21 protein-coding genes and 1 tRNA gene are annotated in these 18,475 nt (G+C 67.5%); 9 read left to right on the forward strand and 13 right to left on the reverse strand.

Features of this window, described 5'->3' with window-relative positions; all coding sequences use genetic code 11:
• Positions 1-3 precede the first annotated feature (3 nt).
• Both BU204_RS29890 and BU204_RS29895 read left to right on the forward strand, forming a co-directional pair.
• A complete protein-coding gene (locus BU204_RS29890) occupies positions 4-795 on the forward strand; it encodes a tryptophan 2,3-dioxygenase (RefSeq protein WP_143229855.1) in 792 nt (263 codons plus the stop codon).
• Entirely contained in the window at positions 792-1,988 is a 1,197-nt protein-coding gene (locus tag BU204_RS29895; RefSeq protein ID WP_075129125.1) for a kynureninase/PvdN C-terminal domain-containing protein, read from the forward strand. The genes BU204_RS29890 and BU204_RS29895 overlap by 4 nt, the downstream gene beginning before the upstream one ends.
• On the opposite strand, the gene BU204_RS29900 is transcribed toward BU204_RS29895, so the two are convergent.
• Entirely contained in the window at positions 1,978-2,544 is a 567-nt protein-coding gene (locus tag BU204_RS29900; protein ID WP_075129126.1) for a snapalysin family zinc-dependent metalloprotease, read from the reverse strand. The two genes, BU204_RS29895 and BU204_RS29900, sit on opposite strands and share 11 nt — an antisense overlap.
• 174 nt (positions 2,545-2,718) lie before the next feature.
• Here BU204_RS29900 and cmk point away from each other — a divergent pair, with 174 nt between their 5' ends.
• The 4 genes from cmk to BU204_RS29920 all read left to right on the forward strand — a co-directional run bounded on the left by cmk (position 2,719) and on the right by BU204_RS29920 (position 5,645).
• Positions 2,719-3,447, forward strand: coding sequence for a (d)CMP kinase (cmk, locus tag BU204_RS29905; RefSeq protein WP_075129127.1), 729 nt, complete (start codon positions 2,719-2,721; stop codon positions 3,445-3,447).
• Positions 3,441-4,088, forward strand: coding sequence for a lysophospholipid acyltransferase family protein (locus BU204_RS29910; protein WP_075129148.1), 648 nt, complete (start codon positions 3,441-3,443; stop codon positions 4,086-4,088). Before cmk ends, BU204_RS29910 begins: the two co-directional genes overlap by 7 nt.
• Positions 4,089-4,103: 15 nt before the next feature.
• Positions 4,104-5,519: a ribosome biogenesis GTPase Der gene (gene der, locus BU204_RS29915; protein WP_075129149.1), complete on the forward strand. Its 1,416-nt coding sequence runs from the start codon at positions 4,104-4,106 to the stop codon at positions 5,517-5,519.
• 52 nt (positions 5,520-5,571) lie between these two features.
• Positions 5,572-5,645 (forward strand) — tRNA-Pro (locus BU204_RS29920).
• Positions 5,646-5,735: 90 nt separating this feature from the next.
• Here the strand turns inward: BU204_RS29920 and BU204_RS29925 are convergent.
• The 11 genes from BU204_RS29925 to BU204_RS29970 form a co-directional block, all read right to left on the reverse strand.
• Complete coding sequence (locus BU204_RS29925) at positions 5,736-6,842, reverse strand: site-specific integrase (RefSeq protein ID WP_233160739.1); 1,107 nt, start codon at positions 6,840-6,842, stop codon at positions 5,736-5,738.
• A gap of 55 nt (positions 6,843-6,897) precedes the next feature.
• The gene (locus tag BU204_RS29930; protein WP_075129129.1) at positions 6,898-7,107 is read right to left on the reverse strand and encodes a helix-turn-helix domain-containing protein; all 210 of its coding nucleotides are present in this window, start codon (positions 7,105-7,107) and stop codon (positions 6,898-6,900) included.
• The gene (locus BU204_RS29935) at positions 7,095-8,267 is read right to left on the reverse strand and encodes a DUF3631 domain-containing protein (RefSeq protein ID WP_075129130.1); all 1,173 of its coding nucleotides are present in this window, start codon (positions 8,265-8,267) and stop codon (positions 7,095-7,097) included. The genes BU204_RS29930 and BU204_RS29935 overlap by 13 nt, the downstream gene beginning before the upstream one ends.
• A complete protein-coding gene (locus BU204_RS40950; RefSeq protein WP_198943039.1) occupies positions 8,264-8,482 on the reverse strand; it encodes a hypothetical protein in 219 nt (72 codons plus the stop codon). Before BU204_RS40950 ends, BU204_RS29935 begins: the two co-directional genes overlap by 4 nt.
• Positions 8,479-9,393, reverse strand: coding sequence for a bifunctional DNA primase/polymerase (locus BU204_RS29940; RefSeq protein ID WP_233160741.1), 915 nt, complete (start codon positions 9,391-9,393; stop codon positions 8,479-8,481). The genes BU204_RS40950 and BU204_RS29940 overlap by 4 nt, the downstream gene beginning before the upstream one ends.
• A 35-nt stretch (positions 9,394-9,428) precedes the next feature.
• Complete coding sequence (gene ssb, locus BU204_RS29945) at positions 9,429-9,812, reverse strand: single-stranded DNA-binding protein (RefSeq protein ID WP_075129132.1); 384 nt, start codon at positions 9,810-9,812, stop codon at positions 9,429-9,431.
• Between the two features lie 223 nt (positions 9,813-10,035).
• On the reverse strand, positions 10,036-12,297 hold the full coding sequence (locus BU204_RS29950; RefSeq protein WP_075129133.1) for a DUF3631 domain-containing protein: 2,262 nt from the start codon (positions 12,295-12,297) through the stop codon (positions 10,036-10,038).
• A complete protein-coding gene (locus BU204_RS29955; RefSeq protein ID WP_075129134.1) occupies positions 12,297-13,220 on the reverse strand; it encodes a hypothetical protein in 924 nt (307 codons plus the stop codon). Before BU204_RS29955 ends, BU204_RS29950 begins: the two co-directional genes overlap by 1 nt.
• Positions 13,217-13,435 (reverse strand): hypothetical protein, encoded by a 219-nt coding sequence (locus tag BU204_RS29960; RefSeq protein ID WP_143229852.1) that lies wholly within the window; start codon positions 13,433-13,435, stop codon positions 13,217-13,219. Before BU204_RS29960 ends, BU204_RS29955 begins: the two co-directional genes overlap by 4 nt.
• Positions 13,428-13,895: a WhiB family transcriptional regulator gene (locus tag BU204_RS42030; protein WP_075129136.1), complete on the reverse strand. Its 468-nt coding sequence runs from the start codon at positions 13,893-13,895 to the stop codon at positions 13,428-13,430. Before BU204_RS42030 ends, BU204_RS29960 begins: the two co-directional genes overlap by 8 nt.
• Positions 13,892-14,071: a hypothetical protein gene (locus tag BU204_RS29970; RefSeq protein WP_075129137.1), complete on the reverse strand. Its 180-nt coding sequence runs from the start codon at positions 14,069-14,071 to the stop codon at positions 13,892-13,894. Before BU204_RS29970 ends, BU204_RS42030 begins: the two co-directional genes overlap by 4 nt.
• A gap of 99 nt (positions 14,072-14,170) precedes the next feature.
• Here BU204_RS29970 and BU204_RS29975 point away from each other — a divergent pair, with 99 nt between their 5' ends.
• The gene (locus BU204_RS29975; RefSeq protein WP_198943040.1) at positions 14,171-14,977 is read left to right on the forward strand and encodes a GntR family transcriptional regulator; all 807 of its coding nucleotides are present in this window, start codon (positions 14,171-14,173) and stop codon (positions 14,975-14,977) included.
• 5 nt (positions 14,978-14,982) lie between these two features.
• Entirely contained in the window at positions 14,983-15,534 is a 552-nt protein-coding gene (locus tag BU204_RS39515) for a GNAT family N-acetyltransferase (protein WP_143229853.1), read from the forward strand.
• A gap of 20 nt (positions 15,535-15,554) precedes the next feature.
• Here the strand turns inward: BU204_RS39515 and BU204_RS29980 are convergent, their stop codons facing one another.
• Positions 15,555-15,809 carry a GntR family transcriptional regulator gene (locus tag BU204_RS29980; protein ID WP_075129138.1) on the reverse strand — a complete coding sequence of 85 codons (255 nt, stop codon included), beginning with the start codon at positions 15,807-15,809 and terminating at the stop codon, positions 15,555-15,557.
• Between the two features lie 961 nt (positions 15,810-16,770).
• Between BU204_RS29980 and BU204_RS29985 the strand changes: the two genes are divergently transcribed.
• Positions 16,771-17,763, forward strand: coding sequence for a tyrosine-type recombinase/integrase (locus BU204_RS29985; protein ID WP_075129139.1), 993 nt, complete (start codon positions 16,771-16,773; stop codon positions 17,761-17,763).
• The last annotated feature ends 712 nt before the right edge of the window (positions 17,764-18,475 follow it).

The raw sequence follows: 18,475 nt of genomic DNA on the forward strand, positions 1-18,475 counted from the left end.
CCCATGGCCGACGAGCAGGCAGCCCTGACCTACACGTCCTACCTGGCGTTGGACGAGGTTCTCGCTGCCCAGCGGCCACGCTCCGACGAGCACGACGAGCTGTTGTTCATCGTCATCCACCAGGTCTACGAGCTGTGGTTCAAGCAGCTGCTGCACGAGCTCGCGCACCTGCAGCGCATGCTGGAGAAGTCCGACACCGCGCGGGCGGTGCGCACGCTGCGTCGGGCGTTGACGATCCTCAAGGTCGTCGTCGCGCAGATCGACGTGCTGGAAACCATGACCCCGCGCCAGTTCACCAGCTTCCGGGCCAGGCTCGAGGCCTCCAGCGGGTTCCAGTCCGGACAGTTCCGCGAGCTCGAGGCGGTGCTCGGCCGCCGGGACAAGCGGGCATTCCAGCACTACCCCAAGGGGAGTGATGCGCGGGAGCGGATCGGTGCGGCTATGTCCCGCCCGGCCCTCTTCGACTCGTTCCTGCACTACCTGGCCGGCACCGGGTACGCCGTGCCGGCCGAGCACCTCGAGCGGGACGTGCGCGAGCCGTGGGAGCCGTCCGAGGAGGTGCAGCACATCCTCGTCCAGGTGTACAAGGACGACGCTGGTCCGTCTACAGTGGCCGACCTGCTCGTCGACCTGGACGAGGGCATGCAGGAATGGCGCTATCGGCACGTGAAGATGGTCGAGCGCACGATCGGAAGCAAGCCGGGTACCGGTGGCTCGGCCGGGGCGGCCTACCTGCGCTCGACCCTGTTCAACGCCACGTTCCCCGACCTGTGGGCCGTGCGGAGCGAGCTGTGACCACAGTAGAGGCTCTGCGTCGCTCACCGAACGCGTTGGCCTCGCACTACAGCAGGTTCCGGGTGGGGGAGCGGCTGCTGCTGACCGGCCACTCGCACCAGGCGTGGCCCGACGTGGCGTTGCGCGGCCAGGTCGAGGCGTTCACCGACGCGGCGGAGGCTGTGGACGGCAAGTGGGAGCTGGCGTTCGCCAAGGCCGACCGGGTGCGTGCCGGGTTCCGTGCGCTGCTCGACGACCCGTCCGCCGACATCGCCCTCGGCACGTCCACCCACGAGCTCGTGGTCCGGTTCCTGTCCGCGCTGAACCTGCGCGGGCGACCGCGGCTGGTGACCTCGGACGGCGAGTTCCACACCCTGCGGCGCCAGCTCACGCGGCTCGGGGAGGAGGGGGTGGAGGTCGTGCGCCTGCCCGCGTCCCCGGCCGACACGCTCGCCGAGCGGATGGCGGCCCAGGTGGACGACACGACGGCCGCGGTGGCCGTGTCGGCCGTGCTGTTCGGCAACGCACGGATCGTGCCGAACCTCCGCGTGCTCGCCGAGGCGTGTGCGAGGGTTGGCGCCGAGCTGCTCGTCGACGCCTACCACGCACTGGGCGTCGTGCCGATGTCAGTGCCGGACCAGGGGCTGGAGTCGGCGTGGGTCACCGGCGGGGGCTACAAGTACCTGCAGCTGGGGGAGGGGAACTGCTTCCTTCGGCTGCCCCCGCACGCCGCCACCCTCCGTCCACTGGTGACCGGCTGGTTCGCCGAGTTCACCGATCTCGCGGAGCAGGCACCCGAGCGGGTGCCCTACGCCTCGGGCGGGAGCCGGTTCGCCGGGTCCACCTACGACCCGACCAGCCACTACCGGGCGGCGGCGGTACTGGACTTCTTCGCTGAGCTGGAGCTGACGCCGTCGTTTCTGCGTTCGGTCTCGTTGCACCAGACCTCGTTGCTGGCCAAGCGGTTCGATGAGCTCGACCTGTCGCCGTCGGTGGTCTCCCGGGACCGCTCGGCGCCGCGCGAGTCCTACGGCGGGTTCCTCGCGCTGGAGTCGCCGCGGGCGGCGGAGCTGCGGGAGCGGCTGGCCGAGCGTGGCGTGCTGACCGACAGTCGGGGCGAGTACCTGAGGTTCGGCCCCGCCCCGTACCTGTCGGACAGTCAGCTCGAGCAGGCGATCGCCACGCTCGGCTCGGTGGCCTCCGTCAGCCGGTGACGACCTTCCCGGTGTCGGGCAGCGTCGCGATGGCACCGCTGCGGTAGTTGTTCTGCACGCGGTTGCGCTCGGCCGTGTTCGGGTTGGGGTTGGCGCAGGAGACACCCGCCGAACTACCGGACATCAGGCTGGAGCAGGGGCCGGGCTTCACGTCGAGCAGTCCGAGGATGTGGCCGAACTCGTGTGAGGCGATCCGGACCACCGAGTAGCCCTGGTTCACGGCCTGGCGGCCCATCCAGACGGTGCCGCTACCACCGGGACGGACCGGCCCGAGCGTCGCGCGCGGCCAGCCGTTGTCCGCGATGACCCGCACGTCGGCGCGGGCGCCCGGAGCTGCCCGTACGATCTGGACGTTGGTCACCGCGGCGTTCCAGATGGCCACGCCCTGGGCGACCTCGTCGGCGAACTCTCCTGCCTGGCTGTCGCTGTAGGTGATGGTGACGGCAGCCACGCCGACGTCCGCGGAGGCCACCGGCGCCGTGGTGATCGAAGCGGTCCCCGCGGCGACCAGAGCCATCGCGAACGCGAGCAGGGTGATGACTGTGCGTCTGATCATGATTACCTCCCGTTAGTGCCCTCGCTCGGATGCTAGGACGCGCGGGGAGGACGCCGTTCCGCTGTTCGAGGGGTGTTGGCGGTTCACCAATTACCAGGTACCGGGTCCTGATCGCTCATGCTCGGAGCACACCAGGCACAATGGGTACAGGCGGATTGGACGAGGAGGCCTGCGGTGGTTGAGGGCGAACTGCGTGGGGTCATCGCGCTTGACGGCCCTTCGGGCACCGGGAAGTCGACGGTCGCCCGCCGCCTGGCCGCCCAGCTCAGCGCGGGGTACCTCGACACCGGCGCGATGTTCCGCGCCGTCACCCTGGCCGTCCTGCGCGCCGGCGTGGACCCCGCGGACGCGGCGGCGGTGGCCCGGTTCGTGGAGGACGTCGACCTGCGGGTGAGCACCGACCCACTCGACCAGGACACGCGGTTGGGCGATGAGGACGTGAACGCGGAGATCCGCGGGAACGCGGTGACGCTGGCCGTGTCGGCGGTGTCGGCCGTGCCGCGCGTGCGTGAGCTGTTGAAGCTGCACCAGTGGCGGATCATCGAGGAGGCCTGCTCCACGCGGGGCGGGATCGTCGTGGAGGGACGGGACATCGGGACGGCGATCGCCCCGGACTCCCCGCTGAAGGTGTTCCTCACGGCCTCGACCGACGCGCGGGCGCTGCGCCGCACCAACCAGGACGCCGCCGAGGGACGGGTGTCCAGCTTGGACGCCACCAGGGCCGATGTGGAGCGTCGGGACGGCCTGGACTCCTCGCGTGCGGCCTCTCCGTTGCAGGCCGCGGAGGACGCGGTCTGGTTGGACACCACCGATCTGGACATCGCGGGTGTGCTCGAGCGGATCCTGGACCTGGTCGACGAACGCGGGCTGCGCGGAGTCGCGGCGAGCCGCGGCCGCTGGTGACGACGAACCTGCCCGAGGGTGCTCTTCCGTGGCTGCACGACGTGGCCCGGTGGATCGGTCGCTGGCTGTACCGCCCGGTGTTCCGGCTGCGGGTGCGCGGGTTGGACCGGGTGCCCCGGACCGGGCCGGTGGTGCTGGTCGCGAACCACAGCTCGCTGATCGAGCCGCAGGTGATCTTCGGAATGCTCCCGCGGCGTTCGGTGTTCCTGGTGAAGAAGGAGCTGTCGAGCGGCCTGATGGGTCGGGGTCTGACCCTGATCGGCCAGGTCTGGGTCGCCCGCGGGACGCCTGACCGGGCGGCGCTGTCCACGGCGGTCCGCCTGCTGCGTGACGGGGCGCTGGTCGGCGTCTTTCCGGAGGGGACCCGCGGTTCGGGTGACGTGGCCCGTGCGGAGCAGGGCGCCGCGTGGCTGGTCCGGGCGAGCGGTGCGGTCGTGCTGCCGGTGGCCACGCGGGGCACGCTGCGGCCGCCGGGGAGCGGCCGACGGTTCCGCCCTAAGCTGGACGTGCTGGTCGGCGAGCCCTTCGCCCTGGAGGTTACCCGGGGCAGGGCGGGTCTGGTGGCGGCGACCGAGGACATCCGCAAGCGCCTGGCCGACCTGGTGCGTGAGTTGGACGAGCAGCGCGCCGCCGCTGTGTGATGAGAAATGACGGACATGACTGAGCTGGATGGCACCTGGGCCGAGGAGTCCGAGTGGACCGTCGTCGACGATGAGTTCGGCGACCCTGACCAGGAGGGCGGCGAGCCCCCGCAGCCGGTGCTGGCCGTGGTCGGCCGCCCCAATGTGGGCAAGTCCACGCTGGTCAACAGGATCATCGGGCGCCGGGAGGCCGTGGTCCAGGACAAGCCCGGCGTGACCAGGGACCGGGTGGCCTACGACGCCCTCTGGTCGGGTCGGCGCTTCACGGTGGTGGACACCGGCGGCTGGGATCCCAAGGCCGAGGGCCTGCAGGCCTCGGTGACCGAACAGGCCGAGCTGGCGATGCGGACGGCGGACGCCGTCCTCCTGGTGGTCGACGCCACAGTGGGCGCCACCAACACCGACGAGGCGGCCGCCAGGGTCCTGCGCCGCTCCACCAAGCCGGTCATCCTGGCCGCCAACAAGGTCGACGATGATCGGCTGCTGGCCGACACGGCGTCGTTGTGGTCGCTGGGCCTGGGCGAGCCGTTCCCCGTGAGCGCCCTCCACGGCCGCAACTCCGGCGATCTGCTGGATGCCGTGCTCAAGGCGCTCCCCGAGACCCCCCGCGAGTCGTTCGGCGGCGGTGCCCGGGGCCCCCGCCGGGTGGCCCTGGTGGGCAGGCCCAACGTAGGCAAGTCCAGCCTGCTCAACCGCCTGACCGGCGAGAACCGAGCAGTCGTCGACGCGGTTGCCGGCACCACCGTGGACCCCGTGGACTCCCTGGTGGAGCTGGACGGCGAGACCTGGCGGTTCATCGACACGGCGGGCCTGCGCAAGCGCGTCAAGACCGCGAGTGGGATGGAGTACTACGCCTCCCTGCGCACGAAGGCCGCTATCGAGGCCGCCGAGGTGGTGATCGTGCTGCTGGACGCGTCCGAGCCGATCTCCGAGCAGGACCTCAGGGTCCTGACCATGGTGGTGGAAGCGGGGCGGGCGTGCGTGCTGGCGTTCAACAAGTGGGACCTGGTAGACGAGGAACGCCGCGACCAACTGACCCGCGAACTTGACCGAGGCCTGGTCCGCCTGCCCTGGGCCGAGCGGATCAACGTGTCGGCCCTGACCGGCCGATCAGTGCGCAAGTTGGCGCCCGCGCTGCGGACGGCGCTCGCGTCCTGGGACCAGCGCGTGCCGACCGGCCAGCTCAACGCCTGGCTGGCCGAGCTGATCGCCGCCACCCCGCCCCCGGTCCGGTCGGGCAAGCAGCCCAAGGTCCTGTTCGCGACCCAGGCCCAGGTCAGACCGCCAACGCTGGTCCTGTTCACCAGCGGTTTCCTCGAGGCCGGCTACCGCCGCTTCGTCGAACGGCGGTTCCGGGAGCGCTTCGGGTTCACCGGCTCGCCGGTCCGCATCTCGGTCCGCGTGCGCGAGAAGCGCCCCCGGAAGAGCTAGGGGAGGGGCTGCGCTAAGCTAGCTACGCACCCCGGGAGGTCGGGGGTGTGGCCGGGCTGTGGCGCAGTTTGGTAGCGCACTTGACTGGGGGTCAAGGGGTCGCAGGTTCAAATCCTGTCAGCCCGACCGGTATAGATGCAGGTCAGGCCCCGTCCATTGTGGAATGGACGGGGCCTGATTTCGTTTCTAGATGGCTCTGAGTGACTAACTGAGTGACTACGCGGCTGTGTCCGTGTCCGGGAAGATCCGGTCCATCTCGGTGGCCGCTTCCTCGACCACCGGTCGGATCTGGTGCCGGTAGACCCGTTCGGTCACTGCCGTGCCGCTGTGGCCGACCAGGCGCGAGATGACCTCGATTGGCACCTTGGCGTCCGAGAGCAGCGACACGAAGCTGTGCCGCAGTTCACGGGGTGTCCAGTCCTGTGGGTTGAGCCCGGCAGCCTTCAGGATGCGCCGGAACCCGCGCAGGACGTTGTGCCGGTCCATCTCGGTACCGACCTGCGAGGCGAACACCAGGCCGTTCTCCTGCCAGTCCGTACCGGCGCGCTGCCGCTGCACGGCTTGCCGGGCGTGCTGCCGACGTAGCGCCCGGACGGCACGGTGGGGGATGGCCAGCGACCGGCGAGACCTGCGGGTCTTGGTGTCGCCACCGGTCCGCACCGACCGGAACACGTCGACGTGCGGCAGCTCCACATCGTCGCCCGTGCGCTCACCGTCGTCGGGCAGGTGGACGTGCGGCCAGGTCAGGGGCCGTGCTTCCTCGGTCCGCACGCCACCGAGGAGCGACACGACGGTGTAGTCACCGATGGTGGAGTCGTCCGCTTCTGCGGCCGTGAGCACTGAGTCGGCCTGGTCGTAGGTCAGGGACTTGGACGGTCGGCCTTCCTGCCCGGTTGGGCACTCGCACAGCATGGCCACGTTCCGCTTCACCTTGTCCCGTGCCTGCGCGAACGTGATGGAGCGTCGGAGGATGGACAGGATCAACCGCAGTGACCGCGTGCTGAGTGTCTTTGCCCGGTCGGCAAGCCACTTGTCCACGTCGTCGGCGGACAGCTCACGGAGCTTGCGCTTGCCGATGTAGGGGACGATGTTGGTGTCCGCGAGGCACCGGTAGTTGGTGACGGTGGCTTGGTCGCGGCCGTTGAGACCGAAGGTCAGCCATGCCTGTACCGCGTCGCTCACGTGGTAGTTGTCCGGCGCGATCGGCAAACCGTCGTCAAGGTCGCGGACCATTTCCTTGAGCTTGTCCTTGGCGGCCGTCTTGGTTTTGCCGCTGGCGCTCCTGGTGATGCGTTTCCCTGCCGGGGTGTAGCCGATGGTCACCTCAGCAATCCAGCGCTGCCGTGGCTCACTCCAGTACAGGCCACCGTCTCCGCGACTACGCCGTTTGGCCATAACGCACCTCCGATTCACTTTCCAGCAGAGCGACGTAGTTCCGGATTGCGGTTTCGGTGATCAGCGTGGCGCGGCCCTGCTTCACGTACCGCAGGCGACCATTGCGCATCTGTTCGTAGATGACCGTCCGGCTCATCCGCAGGCGTTCCATCACTTCGGGAACCTTGAACAGTTCCCGGTTCAGTGCTCCCATGACTCCCCCTCGACATCGGTTTCGTTGTCGGTGTCGTCGTTTTCGGTGGGCAGGTAGCGGCTCCAGGCGTCGGTAAGTCCGACCTGGTCTTTGGTGGAGTAGGTGACGTATCCCTTGGTGATTTGGCCACCGATGCGGAATGCGGCAGGCGTGACCTGGTATTGCGACAGTTCCCGCGCGAGACGTCGAGCGTCGAGGGGACGTCCGCCGTTGACGTCGCCCCAGGGTGCCTCATCCAGCGCGACCAGGTCAGCCAGGATGTCCACGGTCGAAATCCGGTCGGTGTCCCGCTCAGCGAAGATGGTCCGCAGGTCGGACAGGAGCCGCACTCCCGTGGTGACCGGTTGCAGTTCGGCTTGCTGCACGAAGTAGGCGCACGCTTGTCGGGCGGTCTGTGGCCAGTGGCCGCCTGCCGCGTCCGCTATGGCCAGCAGGGGTTCCCAGATCTCGCGGGACCGGTTGGCCACTCCGTCCGGCATGGTCGGTTCGGCTTCCCCGATGGTCTCGGCAATGCCGCCTATCCAGTTCGACAGCGCTTCACGCAACGGTTCCGCGTCGCGCTGCACGATCCGCTCCCGGAACTCCTCGGCTTTCTCGGTGCGCTTCTTACGGCGCATGTGGACGGTGATCGCACGCGTGGTGATCGTGGCCGGCATAGCTCCGGCCAACCCGACCAGCGCGACCGGCGAGTACACCGGGAACCGTTGGACGCTGTGGCTGTCACCGACGCACCGCGCCACGTGGGCGGTGCGTTTGTAGCCGGCGTTGAGCATGGCGCGGAGGTCTTCGTTGGTGCCGCCGTTGCTGGTGAAGATGGCGTCTACTTCGTCCCACAGGAGGGTGATCGGGCCGTGGCTGGCGACCATGCGGAACACGGCGGAGGTGGACGCGTTGAACACCATCTCAGGCTTGCCGACCAGGTACTGACCGACCTCGATTACCAACGTCTTGCCACTGCCCGGTTCCGCGCTGGAGATGACCAGGCGGGGCGTGACGTAGAAGTGTGCTGCCGCGTGGGTGTGGGCGAACCACAACGCGATAGCGGGTGCGCAGTGCTGGTTGGGGAACACGATGAACCGAGACAGGAACGTGGTCACCGCGTCCAATAGGGCGGCACCGGTCAGGTGCTGCGGTTCGACCAGACGGAGCGGGGTGCTCATGCTGTCCTCCGGGTGTGGGTGAGGAAGTCGCGGAACTTCGGTGCGGGGTGGGTCTGGCGGTACAGCGCGAGTTCGGTCGGGTAGCCGCCAGTGGCCTGCTCCGCAGCGGCACGCCAGGCCTCGGCCAGCGACCGGAACGTCAGCACCAGGTCGGCGTGTTCGCGAGAGCAGGGGTGCCGGCGGCATGGGCTCAGGCTGGGTGGGATCGTGGTCATGCGACCCTCCGAGGGCGGTTGGCTCCGGCACGCAGGCCAGAGGTGATGGTCTGGTGCGCCTGCCGCTCGCTGTAGGCGTCTGCCGCGATGTGGCCGGCAGCAGCGGAGATCAGCTCTGCCCTGACGTCCTGTTCGGACAGTGCGCCACCCGCGACCAGTTGCCCCAACGCAACGGCCGCGTGGTAGAGCGCCCAGTTCCGCTCACTGGTCGCGGAGGTGACTCGTTCGACCTCTCCGCGCACAGCGGCGTCTAGGAAGGCCCCCCGGCGTCCCTGGAGACGCGCAACCGGTTTGGTTGGCACTTTGGGTAGGGGCGTGGGTGTGAGGCGCTCACAGAGCCACTGAGGCAACGGTCGCGGATCGGTGTCGTTCTCCACCCGGTAGGCGTGTCCGTCCACAACGGACCCTGGGGCGACGACGTGTCCGCCCCACGCGCGGGTGTCGACCTTCCAGCCGAGTCCGCGTCCCCGGTCACCTCCGGTGTTGCGGAGCTGGACCCCGTGCGGCGCAATGAAGTAGAAGTGCGTCCCCCCGGACGGGGTGCGGACGGTGAAGGTGTCCCAGGGCACCGGTTGCCCGGCTTGCTCGCAGACGGCGACGAACACGTCCAACCCGTCAAGGATGCCCGGCAGGTTCCACGCGTCCGGGCGTGGCTTGTCGTCGGGCTTGGGGACGTCGAGGTCCACCACGAGCAACCCGGACGGACCGGTCGCGATCGCGACGTTCCATCCTTTGGCCTGCCATGTGTTCCGGTCCCGCGCGGAGAGCGCGGCGACCGCGCGCTGTTCGGGTGTGCGGTGCCCGTCACGGCAGTCTCCCTGCCGGGTGCACCGAGCTTCACCGTGCACGGCCGGCTCTTTGCTGCCGGCCCGCAGCGGGAAGACGTGCCAACCGCGTTCGGTCGCGGCCACGGCCGCAGCCACCAAGGCGTCACGTGTGGGGTTCATCAGGCCACCCGCCCCACAGTGGTGGCCTTGGTGACGCGCACGGTCGCCCACTTCAGCGACGCACCAACCTCGGTCACGTCCACATCGGTCACCGTGACGGTCCGGCCGTCCGCGTCGTCGAACGTGCGCTGTCGCAGGATGCCGGTCACCAAGACCCGAACGCCCTTGGTGAGGCTGGCAGCGATGTGCTCAGCGAGGTTGCGCCAGGCGGTGCAGCGCAGGAACGCCGCGTCGAGGTCAACCCACTGTCCGGTGTTCGGGTCGTGGCGTCGGTCGTTGCAGGCGACGGTGAACCGCACGTACGGGACGTTCTTGTCGGTGTGGCTCAGCTCAGGGTCGGAGGTGAGGGTGCCGGCCATCGTGATCTCAGGCAATCCAGCCATGACGATGATTACTTTCTGTAAGAAAGAATGGGTGCGCGAGGTCCGGGCGAGCACCCACGCGAAGGGGTGTCGTCCTGGGGTTTGGGGTTGTCTTCGGGGTTTCGCCTGGTCAGCCGCTAGGTGTTAGCGCGCTGGTCAGGGACAGTGGAGGGTGCTAGCGGGGGTGCTAGGTCTAGCGGGGGTGGGTGCTAGAGCCACACCACCCGCTAGCCCCTCCTGTCGATTACGCTCCGTCGATATCGCGGGGCGTGGTGGTGGCGCGGTAGGCGGCCACGACGTCCGTGCGGGTGATGCCGCGCCGGTTGCCGGTCTTGCCGTCCGGCCCGGTGCCCCAGACCTGTCCGGTGGTGATGCCGTAGGGCTTGAGCGCGGCAGCGAGCTGGGTGGCCTTGGTCTTGCCGTCCTGCTCTGCCCACGGCCCGTACACGTCCGGGCGGAGGTCGGCGAGACGGTCCACCACGGTCTCCGACCACACCTTGTCCTGCCCTGCCGGCAGTACCTCACACACGTCCGCCAGCAGGTTCGGCCCACTGTCCGCCCCGGTCAGCGTCTCCTCACCCGCAGCGTGGCCGGTCAGGGTGCCGGCAGCGGCACGCATCGCACGGGCACGGTCGGAGATCTTCTCCGCGTCCGGTCCGTCCACGTAGGACGAGCGGGTGATCTGCGCGTCGTCGGCGTTGCCGACCAGCAGACCGATGCCTTTGTCCTTGTGCCCGAACATGGTTGCCCTGATGCCGTTCTTGTACGCGCTGGTGCCCAACACCATGTCGTTGGCGACCTGCCCCATGACCCGCAGGCAGAACCGCAGCGACATGTTGTCCGCCACGGCTGGCGGCAGGGACTTGGCGTCGGGACGCTGGGTGGCCAGCACGAGCATGATGCCGAGTGCGGGGCCGCGTTTGATGATGGGCACGCACAGGGCTTCTGCCTCTTTGCCCAGGTCGGGGTGGGAGAACAGTTCCTGGCATTCGTCGATGGCGAACAGGATCGGGTGCAGGCCCAACCCCTTACGCCGCGCCAACTCTGGCGTGACCTTGTTCTCCGGGCACACCTCACGCGGCAGCTCCCGGATGGTCTTCGCGCGTGAGTCCAGCTCGGCCTTGACCTGCCGCAGCGACTCCAGGCACGCCATCAGGGTGTCGTCGTCGGCACCGGTGCCGTAGTGGTGCGCGCACTTCTCGCCAGGCCCGGACAGGTCACCGGTGCCCTTCAGCTCGAAGATGCGCAACTGGACAGTCGGGTCCAGCGCGGCGGCCAGCAGGACGATGCGCAGCGCGAACGTCTTGCCCTGCCGGGGCATCGCGCCGATGAGCAGGTTGGCGAACATGAGCAGGAACGACACGGCACGTCCGCGCTGGTCCTGCCCGAACGGCAACGGCTGGAAGATGTCCGCCCGTCCGGTCTTGGCCAGCGACCACGCGCCGGTCTTGGCCTGGCTCATGTCCTGGTCACCGACCCACAACCGCAGTCGGCCGGCGTGCTCCTCGGAGACGGGTTCCGGCCACACGCAGCCGAGTGGGCGCCGCAGGCCGGAGGCGAGCTTGTCTCGCCGTTCCATGATGTCGGTGACCACCACGCCATACGGCAGGTCCACCGTCGCGAGCCAGCCGGGACCATCGCGCACGATCGGTGCGGGGAAAGTGATGCCGCTGCCGCCCTTGGCCACGGCTTGGTTGATCTGCGCGATACCCAGCGACGCCAGGGCACGCACCACCACATCGGAGGTGAGCTTCTGTGCCTTGGTGGTCACCACCGCACGGCCAGCGATGCGCTTGTCGGACGGGGTGCCCAACCAGCCGAGTCCTCCGACGACGGCGGCCACGGCGAGCCACTGAGCCCACCACGGGCCGAACCCCCACAGCACCAGCACACCCGCGACCAGTGCCACCGTGGTGAACAGGGCCAGCCACACCCGACCGGCGACGTGGCGTTCACGCGTGAGCTTCAGGTACAGCTCCCCGTCACCCTTCTGTACGGCTTGCTTGCGCAGTGGTGACGACTCCAGGTCGAACACCCACGAACCCGCGTGCCCCAGGGCCTTGAGTGCGCCGATGGGGGAGCGGAGCGCGAGCTTGCCGGCGTACAGCGGCAGCCGCACCGCGTGGTAGGCGGACACGTGCGCCGCGTGGTCAGCGGCCCACTTCGCGGTCTGGACGAACTGGGTTCGTGAACGCAGCCACGGCGCGATCACCGGGCGACGCTTGCCGTTCGCCGCGTTCCGGATCCGGATGTCGAGTGAGGTGTTCACGAACAGGTTCGGCGGGTCCACCGCCAGGTGTTCGTGAACGGCCGTCTCGTCACCGTTCACGGCACTGGTCACCGCGTCGTTCACAGTGTCCGTGTCGGCATGGTCGGAGGCGGTCACGGACTCGGCGTCGATGATCACCGGGTCGGTCTTGCGGAAGTCGAGCACCTTCCCACCGACCGTCACGTCCGCACGGCCGTCGTCACTGGGCTCAGGTGTGGTCACAATCGTGGTGGTCATCAGGCAGCCCTCCCCGGCAGGTCAACAGCGGTCGTGTCGGTGGTGATGTGTGGGGTGTCGAGTTCGGCGTTGAGCAGGTCCGAGACGACCTTGGACGTGCCGCGCGAGATGTCCGGCACGACCTCACGCACCCACGCGGGGGTCACCACGATCCCCGGCTGATGCGCGGTACGCACCCGGTCCAGGTACTCGTAGCGCGACGGACGGCGCGGCTTGGTCGCCTTCTGGGCGGCAGGCTTGCGTGAACGCGGCGCACGCTGGTCGGCGACCGGTGCGGACGGGGTGTTCGTGAGCGTGTCCGCGTTGCTGTCCTGAGTAGACGGCCGGGTGTTCACGGTGGTGTCCGTCGCGCCGGGCACGAGACGGGCGGCACGGACCACTGCTTCGGTCAGTCGGTCCCGCAGGATCGGGCCGGTCTCGGCAGCCAGGTACACCATGACGGGCGGCACCGAGTGCAGCACGATCCCCGAGACGTGTAGGTGGCTCCAGGACTGCCAGGTGTTCATCACGTACGTGGCCAGGAACGCGAACAGCTTCGTCCGGCGCACCCACGGCCCCAGCGTCTCGGTCCGCATCTCGACCTGGTACCGGGCAGTGATCTGCTCCGCACGGAGCACGGCGACCAGCACCAGGGACACCATCGGGTCCAGCAGCCACGCGGCCAGCCACGGCAGCGACCAGATAGCCGCGCCAGCGGCAGCGAAGGTCTGGACGTTGACCATGGTGAACGCCAGACCCAGCAGGAGACCGGTCCACATCAGACGGTCAACCTGGGTACGGACCTTCTCCACGCGGAGCGCGATCACGTCCGGGTGGGTGGACAGCTTGCGGATACGCGACGCTTCCGCCGCGTCCTGGGTGAGCTTGTCCGCTTGAGACAGTGGCTGGTGCCTTGCGTCCTGCGGAACGGTGGTCGTGGTCATCGGCGGCCACCACCCCGGCGCATCGACACGACGTCGTGGTCAGCCAGCAGCCGCGCCACCGACGCACCCGCGAACAACGCCGGTACCGCCAGGAAGCCCAACTGCCAACGCCAGTCGGTGACCATCGTCATGACCAGCCACTGCACGGCGACAATCAGAGCCGCAGCGGCCAAGGCACGCCCCACGCTGGTGCCCATCCGGGTGATCTCACGCATCGCGACCACCCACCCGCACACCGACGTTGTACGCGGCCGTGCCGAGCACGATGCTGCTGGCGACCAGGGATACCTTGGTGCCTACCATGGGGTTCTCTCCACTCTGCTGGGTGTTGGGAGCCCCGACCTGGTGCGCGTTCTTGGCGGAGTGAGCGCCAGGTCGGGTGGATTTGGTGATGGTTCCGGTGCGGATCTGCTGGCGCTCACGTGCGCTCAGGCCGCCCCACACGCCGAACCGTTGGCCGGTCTCCAGGGCGTAGGCACGGCACTCAGCGAGCACTGGGCACACCGCGCACACCGCTTTGGCTGGCTCCACGGAGCCGTGCTCGTCGGGGTGGAACGCGTCAGGGTCGGTCTGCGCACACAGGCCGTCCCGCATCCATGCGGTGGCCTGGGCGTCGATGCCCAGAAGCTCACTCAGCGACGCTGCACGGACAGCAGTCCTGCGGTTGATGATCACGCTGCATCACCCACAACAGCCGTCCGCAGTAACCGCGCCACGGCACGTCGCTCCGCACGCTCGAACGCCACCGAGTCCAGCGCGGGACCGACGATCACGCCGGCCTGGTACGCGTCCATCGCGTCCTCAAGCGCTGAAGCCAGAAGCTCCAGGTCGGACATCTCGTCCGCTTCCATCTCGCCTCCATCGTCTGGACTGTCTGTATTGACTAGACAATGAACAGCATGCGGATCAGACCCGCATGTGTCAAGCCCTTCGTATGGATTGACTAGACAATGGCCTTTGAACAGGGCAAACTGGCCCGCATGGCACCACGTATGACCGAGTCGTCCAAGCCCGTGTACCAGCAAGTGGCGGACTGGCTCAGGCAAATGATCAACGCAGGGGAGCTGCCGCCCGGCGCGCAACTCCCGACCGAGAAGGAGCTGTCAGAGCGGTTCGACGCGGCGCGTGCCACCGTCCGGCAGGGGCTAACGGTCCTGGTAAACGAAGGTCTGATCCGACCGTCACGGCCGCGTGGGTACTTCGTGCGCGGGCATGAGCTGATGTACTACCGACCACAAGCGGAGTGGCGACCCCATCCGACAAGCCCAGAGATGGACCGATGGATGGAGGAGCAAACGACCCTGGGTCGTGAGCCGTCCCAGAAGATCACAGTGGAGATCATCAAGGCTCCCGTCCGAGTGGCGACGCGACTGGAGCTTGGCGACGATGACTTGGTGGTGGCGCGTCGGCGTGTGCGGTTCTTGGACGGTGAGCCGTTCAACCTGAACGATTCGTTCTACCCGCTTGAACTGGTTCAAGGTTCCGAGATTGTGAACCCTGCCGACGTTGCTCGCGGCACGAATCAGGCGCTGACAGATCTTGGTTATGAACAGGTGCGCGCTATTGATGAAATCGAGTCTAGGATGTCTCTTCCTGATGAGGTGACGCGCTTGGAACTGCCAATAGCGGCCCCTGTTCTGGTTCATCGGGTGACTGGATTCACTGCCGATGACCGACCGGTGCGGCACACATTGAACGTGCTGATCGGTTCGAAGCACGTAGTGCTATTCGAGCGCCAAAAGAACATGGGGAAGTGATACGTATGGCGAAGCCGTACGTTATGCGCCTGGCCAAGCGCGCTGACCTTGACACGGTCATGGCGCTGCTTGACGCGCGCATCCATTGGCTTCGCGCCAGGGGGAGTGACCAGTGGAGCACTGGCGGCACGTTCAGAAATCGACTCACCAACAACATTGAACGTGGCGAGACATGGCTACTCGAAGACAACGGCGAAGCTATAGCGACCATTACCCTAGGGACGGAAGGCGACTCTGATTTCTGGACACCCGATGAGCTGCGGGAGCGCGCTATCTACGTGGGTAAGATGGCATCAAAAATCGAGCGTCAAGGCGAAGGGCTTGGTGCGCTCATGATTCGATGGACACAGGATCGCGCCGCGAAGTCTGACCTGTATATCGTGCGATGGGATGCTTGGCGAACAAATGCTCAATTGCAGGATTACTACCGGTCAATTGGTGCGCAGTATGTTCGCACGGTAGATGTGGCCGACAGGTGGTCTGGCGCATTGTTTGAAGTGCCAGCGAAAGCTGACGATACCTTGGCTGACCATCTGGTCACGACAGTCGAAGCGTGACCCTGCGACCCCTCCCGCTTTCAGCGGTCGCGTACGAACGTGCCGCGTCCATGCACCACGACAACAAGGCCGTCTTTGCGCAGTTCCGCCACCGCTCGCCTGATGGTGACTCGCGCGACGCCGTAGATCTCGGCCAGGTCCAGTTCGGACGGCAGCCGTGAGCCTGGCGGTAGCTCGCCGGAGCGGATATCGGCCGTGAGGTCGTCGGCGACCTGCCGCCACACGAGCACCGCAGCGTCGTGCTTGATGCGGTCAGCGCGGGATGGCCAGGACATGAGGTGCAATGTAGACACGCTGCGACCTGCGGAAACAATGTGATAGGTCCCATAAGGTCTTAAGAGGTATTACTCTGAACTGCATGAACGCGCCACAGGGGAGGACCCGTGACCCTCGTGCTGGGGAGATGTGCGCGTGTGGCAAGCCGGCCGTGATCGTGTACCGCAAGCAGTTTGGCGACGTGCCGTCTTGCCAGAAGCCTCAACTGGAGACTAAGGCTCCACCTAGAGGCTCACGCTGACAGGGCAAGCCCTTGGCCTCTCAGAAGTCGGTTACATCGGTAACACCGGTAACACCGCAGGTCAGGGTAGGTATGGAGCGGTTACCGGCTCAGTTACTGCGGTAACACCCCTGGCCTTCCCCTCAGAAGTCGGTTACTGCGGTTACGTCGGTAACACCGCAGGTCAGGCGTGGTGTCCATCGGTGACGTGCCCGGTTACTGCGGTTACACCCCCCCGGCTGTTTCAGCCTCTCGTGGTGTGTCGGAAGGCTGAAACAGCCGGGGGGGGGTGCGCGGTGATCCTGTTACCGCAGTTACTTGGGCGGTAACCGGTCCGCACCCCCTCTGACCAGGCATGTTACCGATGTTACCGATGTAACCGACTTCCGAGGGGGGGAAGGGGGAGAGAGTGGGGAGCGGATCCCGCTCGCGCGGGGGGCGAACCGGCTAGGGCCTTGCGGGACTGCCGGACTAACTGAGTGACAATCGGTGCTGACCATGACGGACGTCCACGAACGTCAACGCACCGGTATGTGCAGGTCAGCAGAGGTAGATGCCCTGGTTGGCTAACCCTCTTGAGTGCCTGGGGGTCAAGGGGTCGCAGGTTCAAATCCTGTCAGCCCGACGGCGAAGCGGGTTCTCGCAGCTCAGAGGCTGTGGGAACCCGCTTTTGTTGATCTTGGGGTCGTTCGTCCAGGTGAGCACAGCGTTCGGTGACACCTTGACTGGAGGATGGTCCCATGACGGGGGATTTGACTGAAGAGGGTTTACCGCGTCCGGTGCAGCCGGTGTGGCGGGGGTATGTCCAGGAGTGGGATCGGGCGTTGCGGGCGGCGGGCAAGCCGTTGACGACCCGGTACAACTATGAGCTTGCGGTGACGCAGTGTGCGGAGTTCTTGGGCAGCGGTGAGGTCGCGCGGTTCGTGGCGGCTTCCGGTGTGGAGGTCGCGGAGGACATGTCCGACGCGGCCGAGGACCCGACCGACGTGCAGAGGTCGCATGTGGAGTGGTTCATCGCGTGGATGATTGAGACTCGCTCGGCGTCCACGGCGTTGAACAAGTACAAGGCGTTGCAGCAGTTCTTCGGCTATCTCGAGGACGAGGAGGAGATCACCCGGCATCCGATGCGGCGGATGTCGCAGCCGACGAAGACGAAGAAGCTGGTGCCGGTGTTGGGTGATGAGGAGATCGCAGCGGTGCTGGCGACCTGTTCGGGGAAGTCGTTCCTGGATCGGCGGGATACCGCGGTCATCCGCCTGTTGCTGGACACCGGCGGTCGGCTGACCGAGACGACGATGGTCGACGTGGACGATGTGAATCTGCGGCGGGACCTACTGAAAGTGCGGGGCAAGGGCGACAAGGAGCGGGCGATTCCGTTCGGGGAGAAGACCGGGCAGGCGATCACGCGGTACCTGCGGGTGCGCGCCAAGCACCCTGGCGCTGGTCTGCCGGCGTTGTTCCTGGCTGAGCGTGGCCGCAAACGCCTGGGGTCGGACGGGGTCAAGACGATGTTGCGGCGCCGCGGTGAGGCGGCGGGGATAGGGCGTCTACACGCGCACCGCTTCCGCCACACCCTCGCGCACGAATGGCGCCTCAACGGTGGCGACGCTGATGACCTGATGGCGATCATGGGTTGGGAGTCCCGCGAGATGCTTCGGGTCTACGGGGAGAGTGCGGCCGCGGTGCGGGCGGAGGCCACTCACCGTCGGCTCGGGCTCGGCAACCGCGTGTGACCCTTGTCCGACATGTGGGGGCGGTTCCTGGCTCGCTGGGACGTGAGCGCCAGGCCGGGGACCGCCTGCACGAGGACCGGGTGACACCGCTCGTGTCGACTGGTGTCATGGGGGAGAAGTTGACACCGGCTCAGCGAAGCCTGCGGGCTCGGCTCGCCGCGCATACCTCGTGGGCGAACTGCCCGGACCGGACCGCGCGGACCGCGGCCGCACGTAAGGCAGCACAGGATCGTTTCGAGCGGCAGGTGGATCCGGACGGCACGCTACCCGCCCACGAACGTGCCCAGCGGGCCCAACACGCCCGTAAGGCCCACTTCGCCGCGCTCGCACTCCGCAGTGCCCGCGCACGCCAGGCGCGCCGCGATCAGCAGTAGAGGGTGAGGTGGGCAGACCGGGTGCGGTTGGCTCTCTAGCGCCGCCTGGGCGGCGAGTCAGGGACGCGTCGGTGTCTTCGCGTACTTGTGCTGTGGCCGCGGATCGACGGCGGCGGATGTGCCCGCGTTTTCAGATGTCATGGGCAGGGCAGCGAGCGTCGCCGATCCCGGCGTTGACGCTCATAGCGCGTATGAGCTGACCGGCACAACCCACACCGGCATCCGTGCTTGGCGTACCGGGGGTTCGTCCCGTGCGGGGGTAGCACCCGCGGCGACGGCACGGCTCGTGCTCGGGCTAGTGCCGCATCAAGCAACGTTGGGTAGGTAATCCGGGCGGC

The sequence above is a fragment of the Actinophytocola xanthii genome (assembly GCF_001921205.1).
GTDB lineage: Bacteria > Actinomycetota > Actinomycetes > Mycobacteriales > Pseudonocardiaceae > Actinophytocola > Actinophytocola xanthii.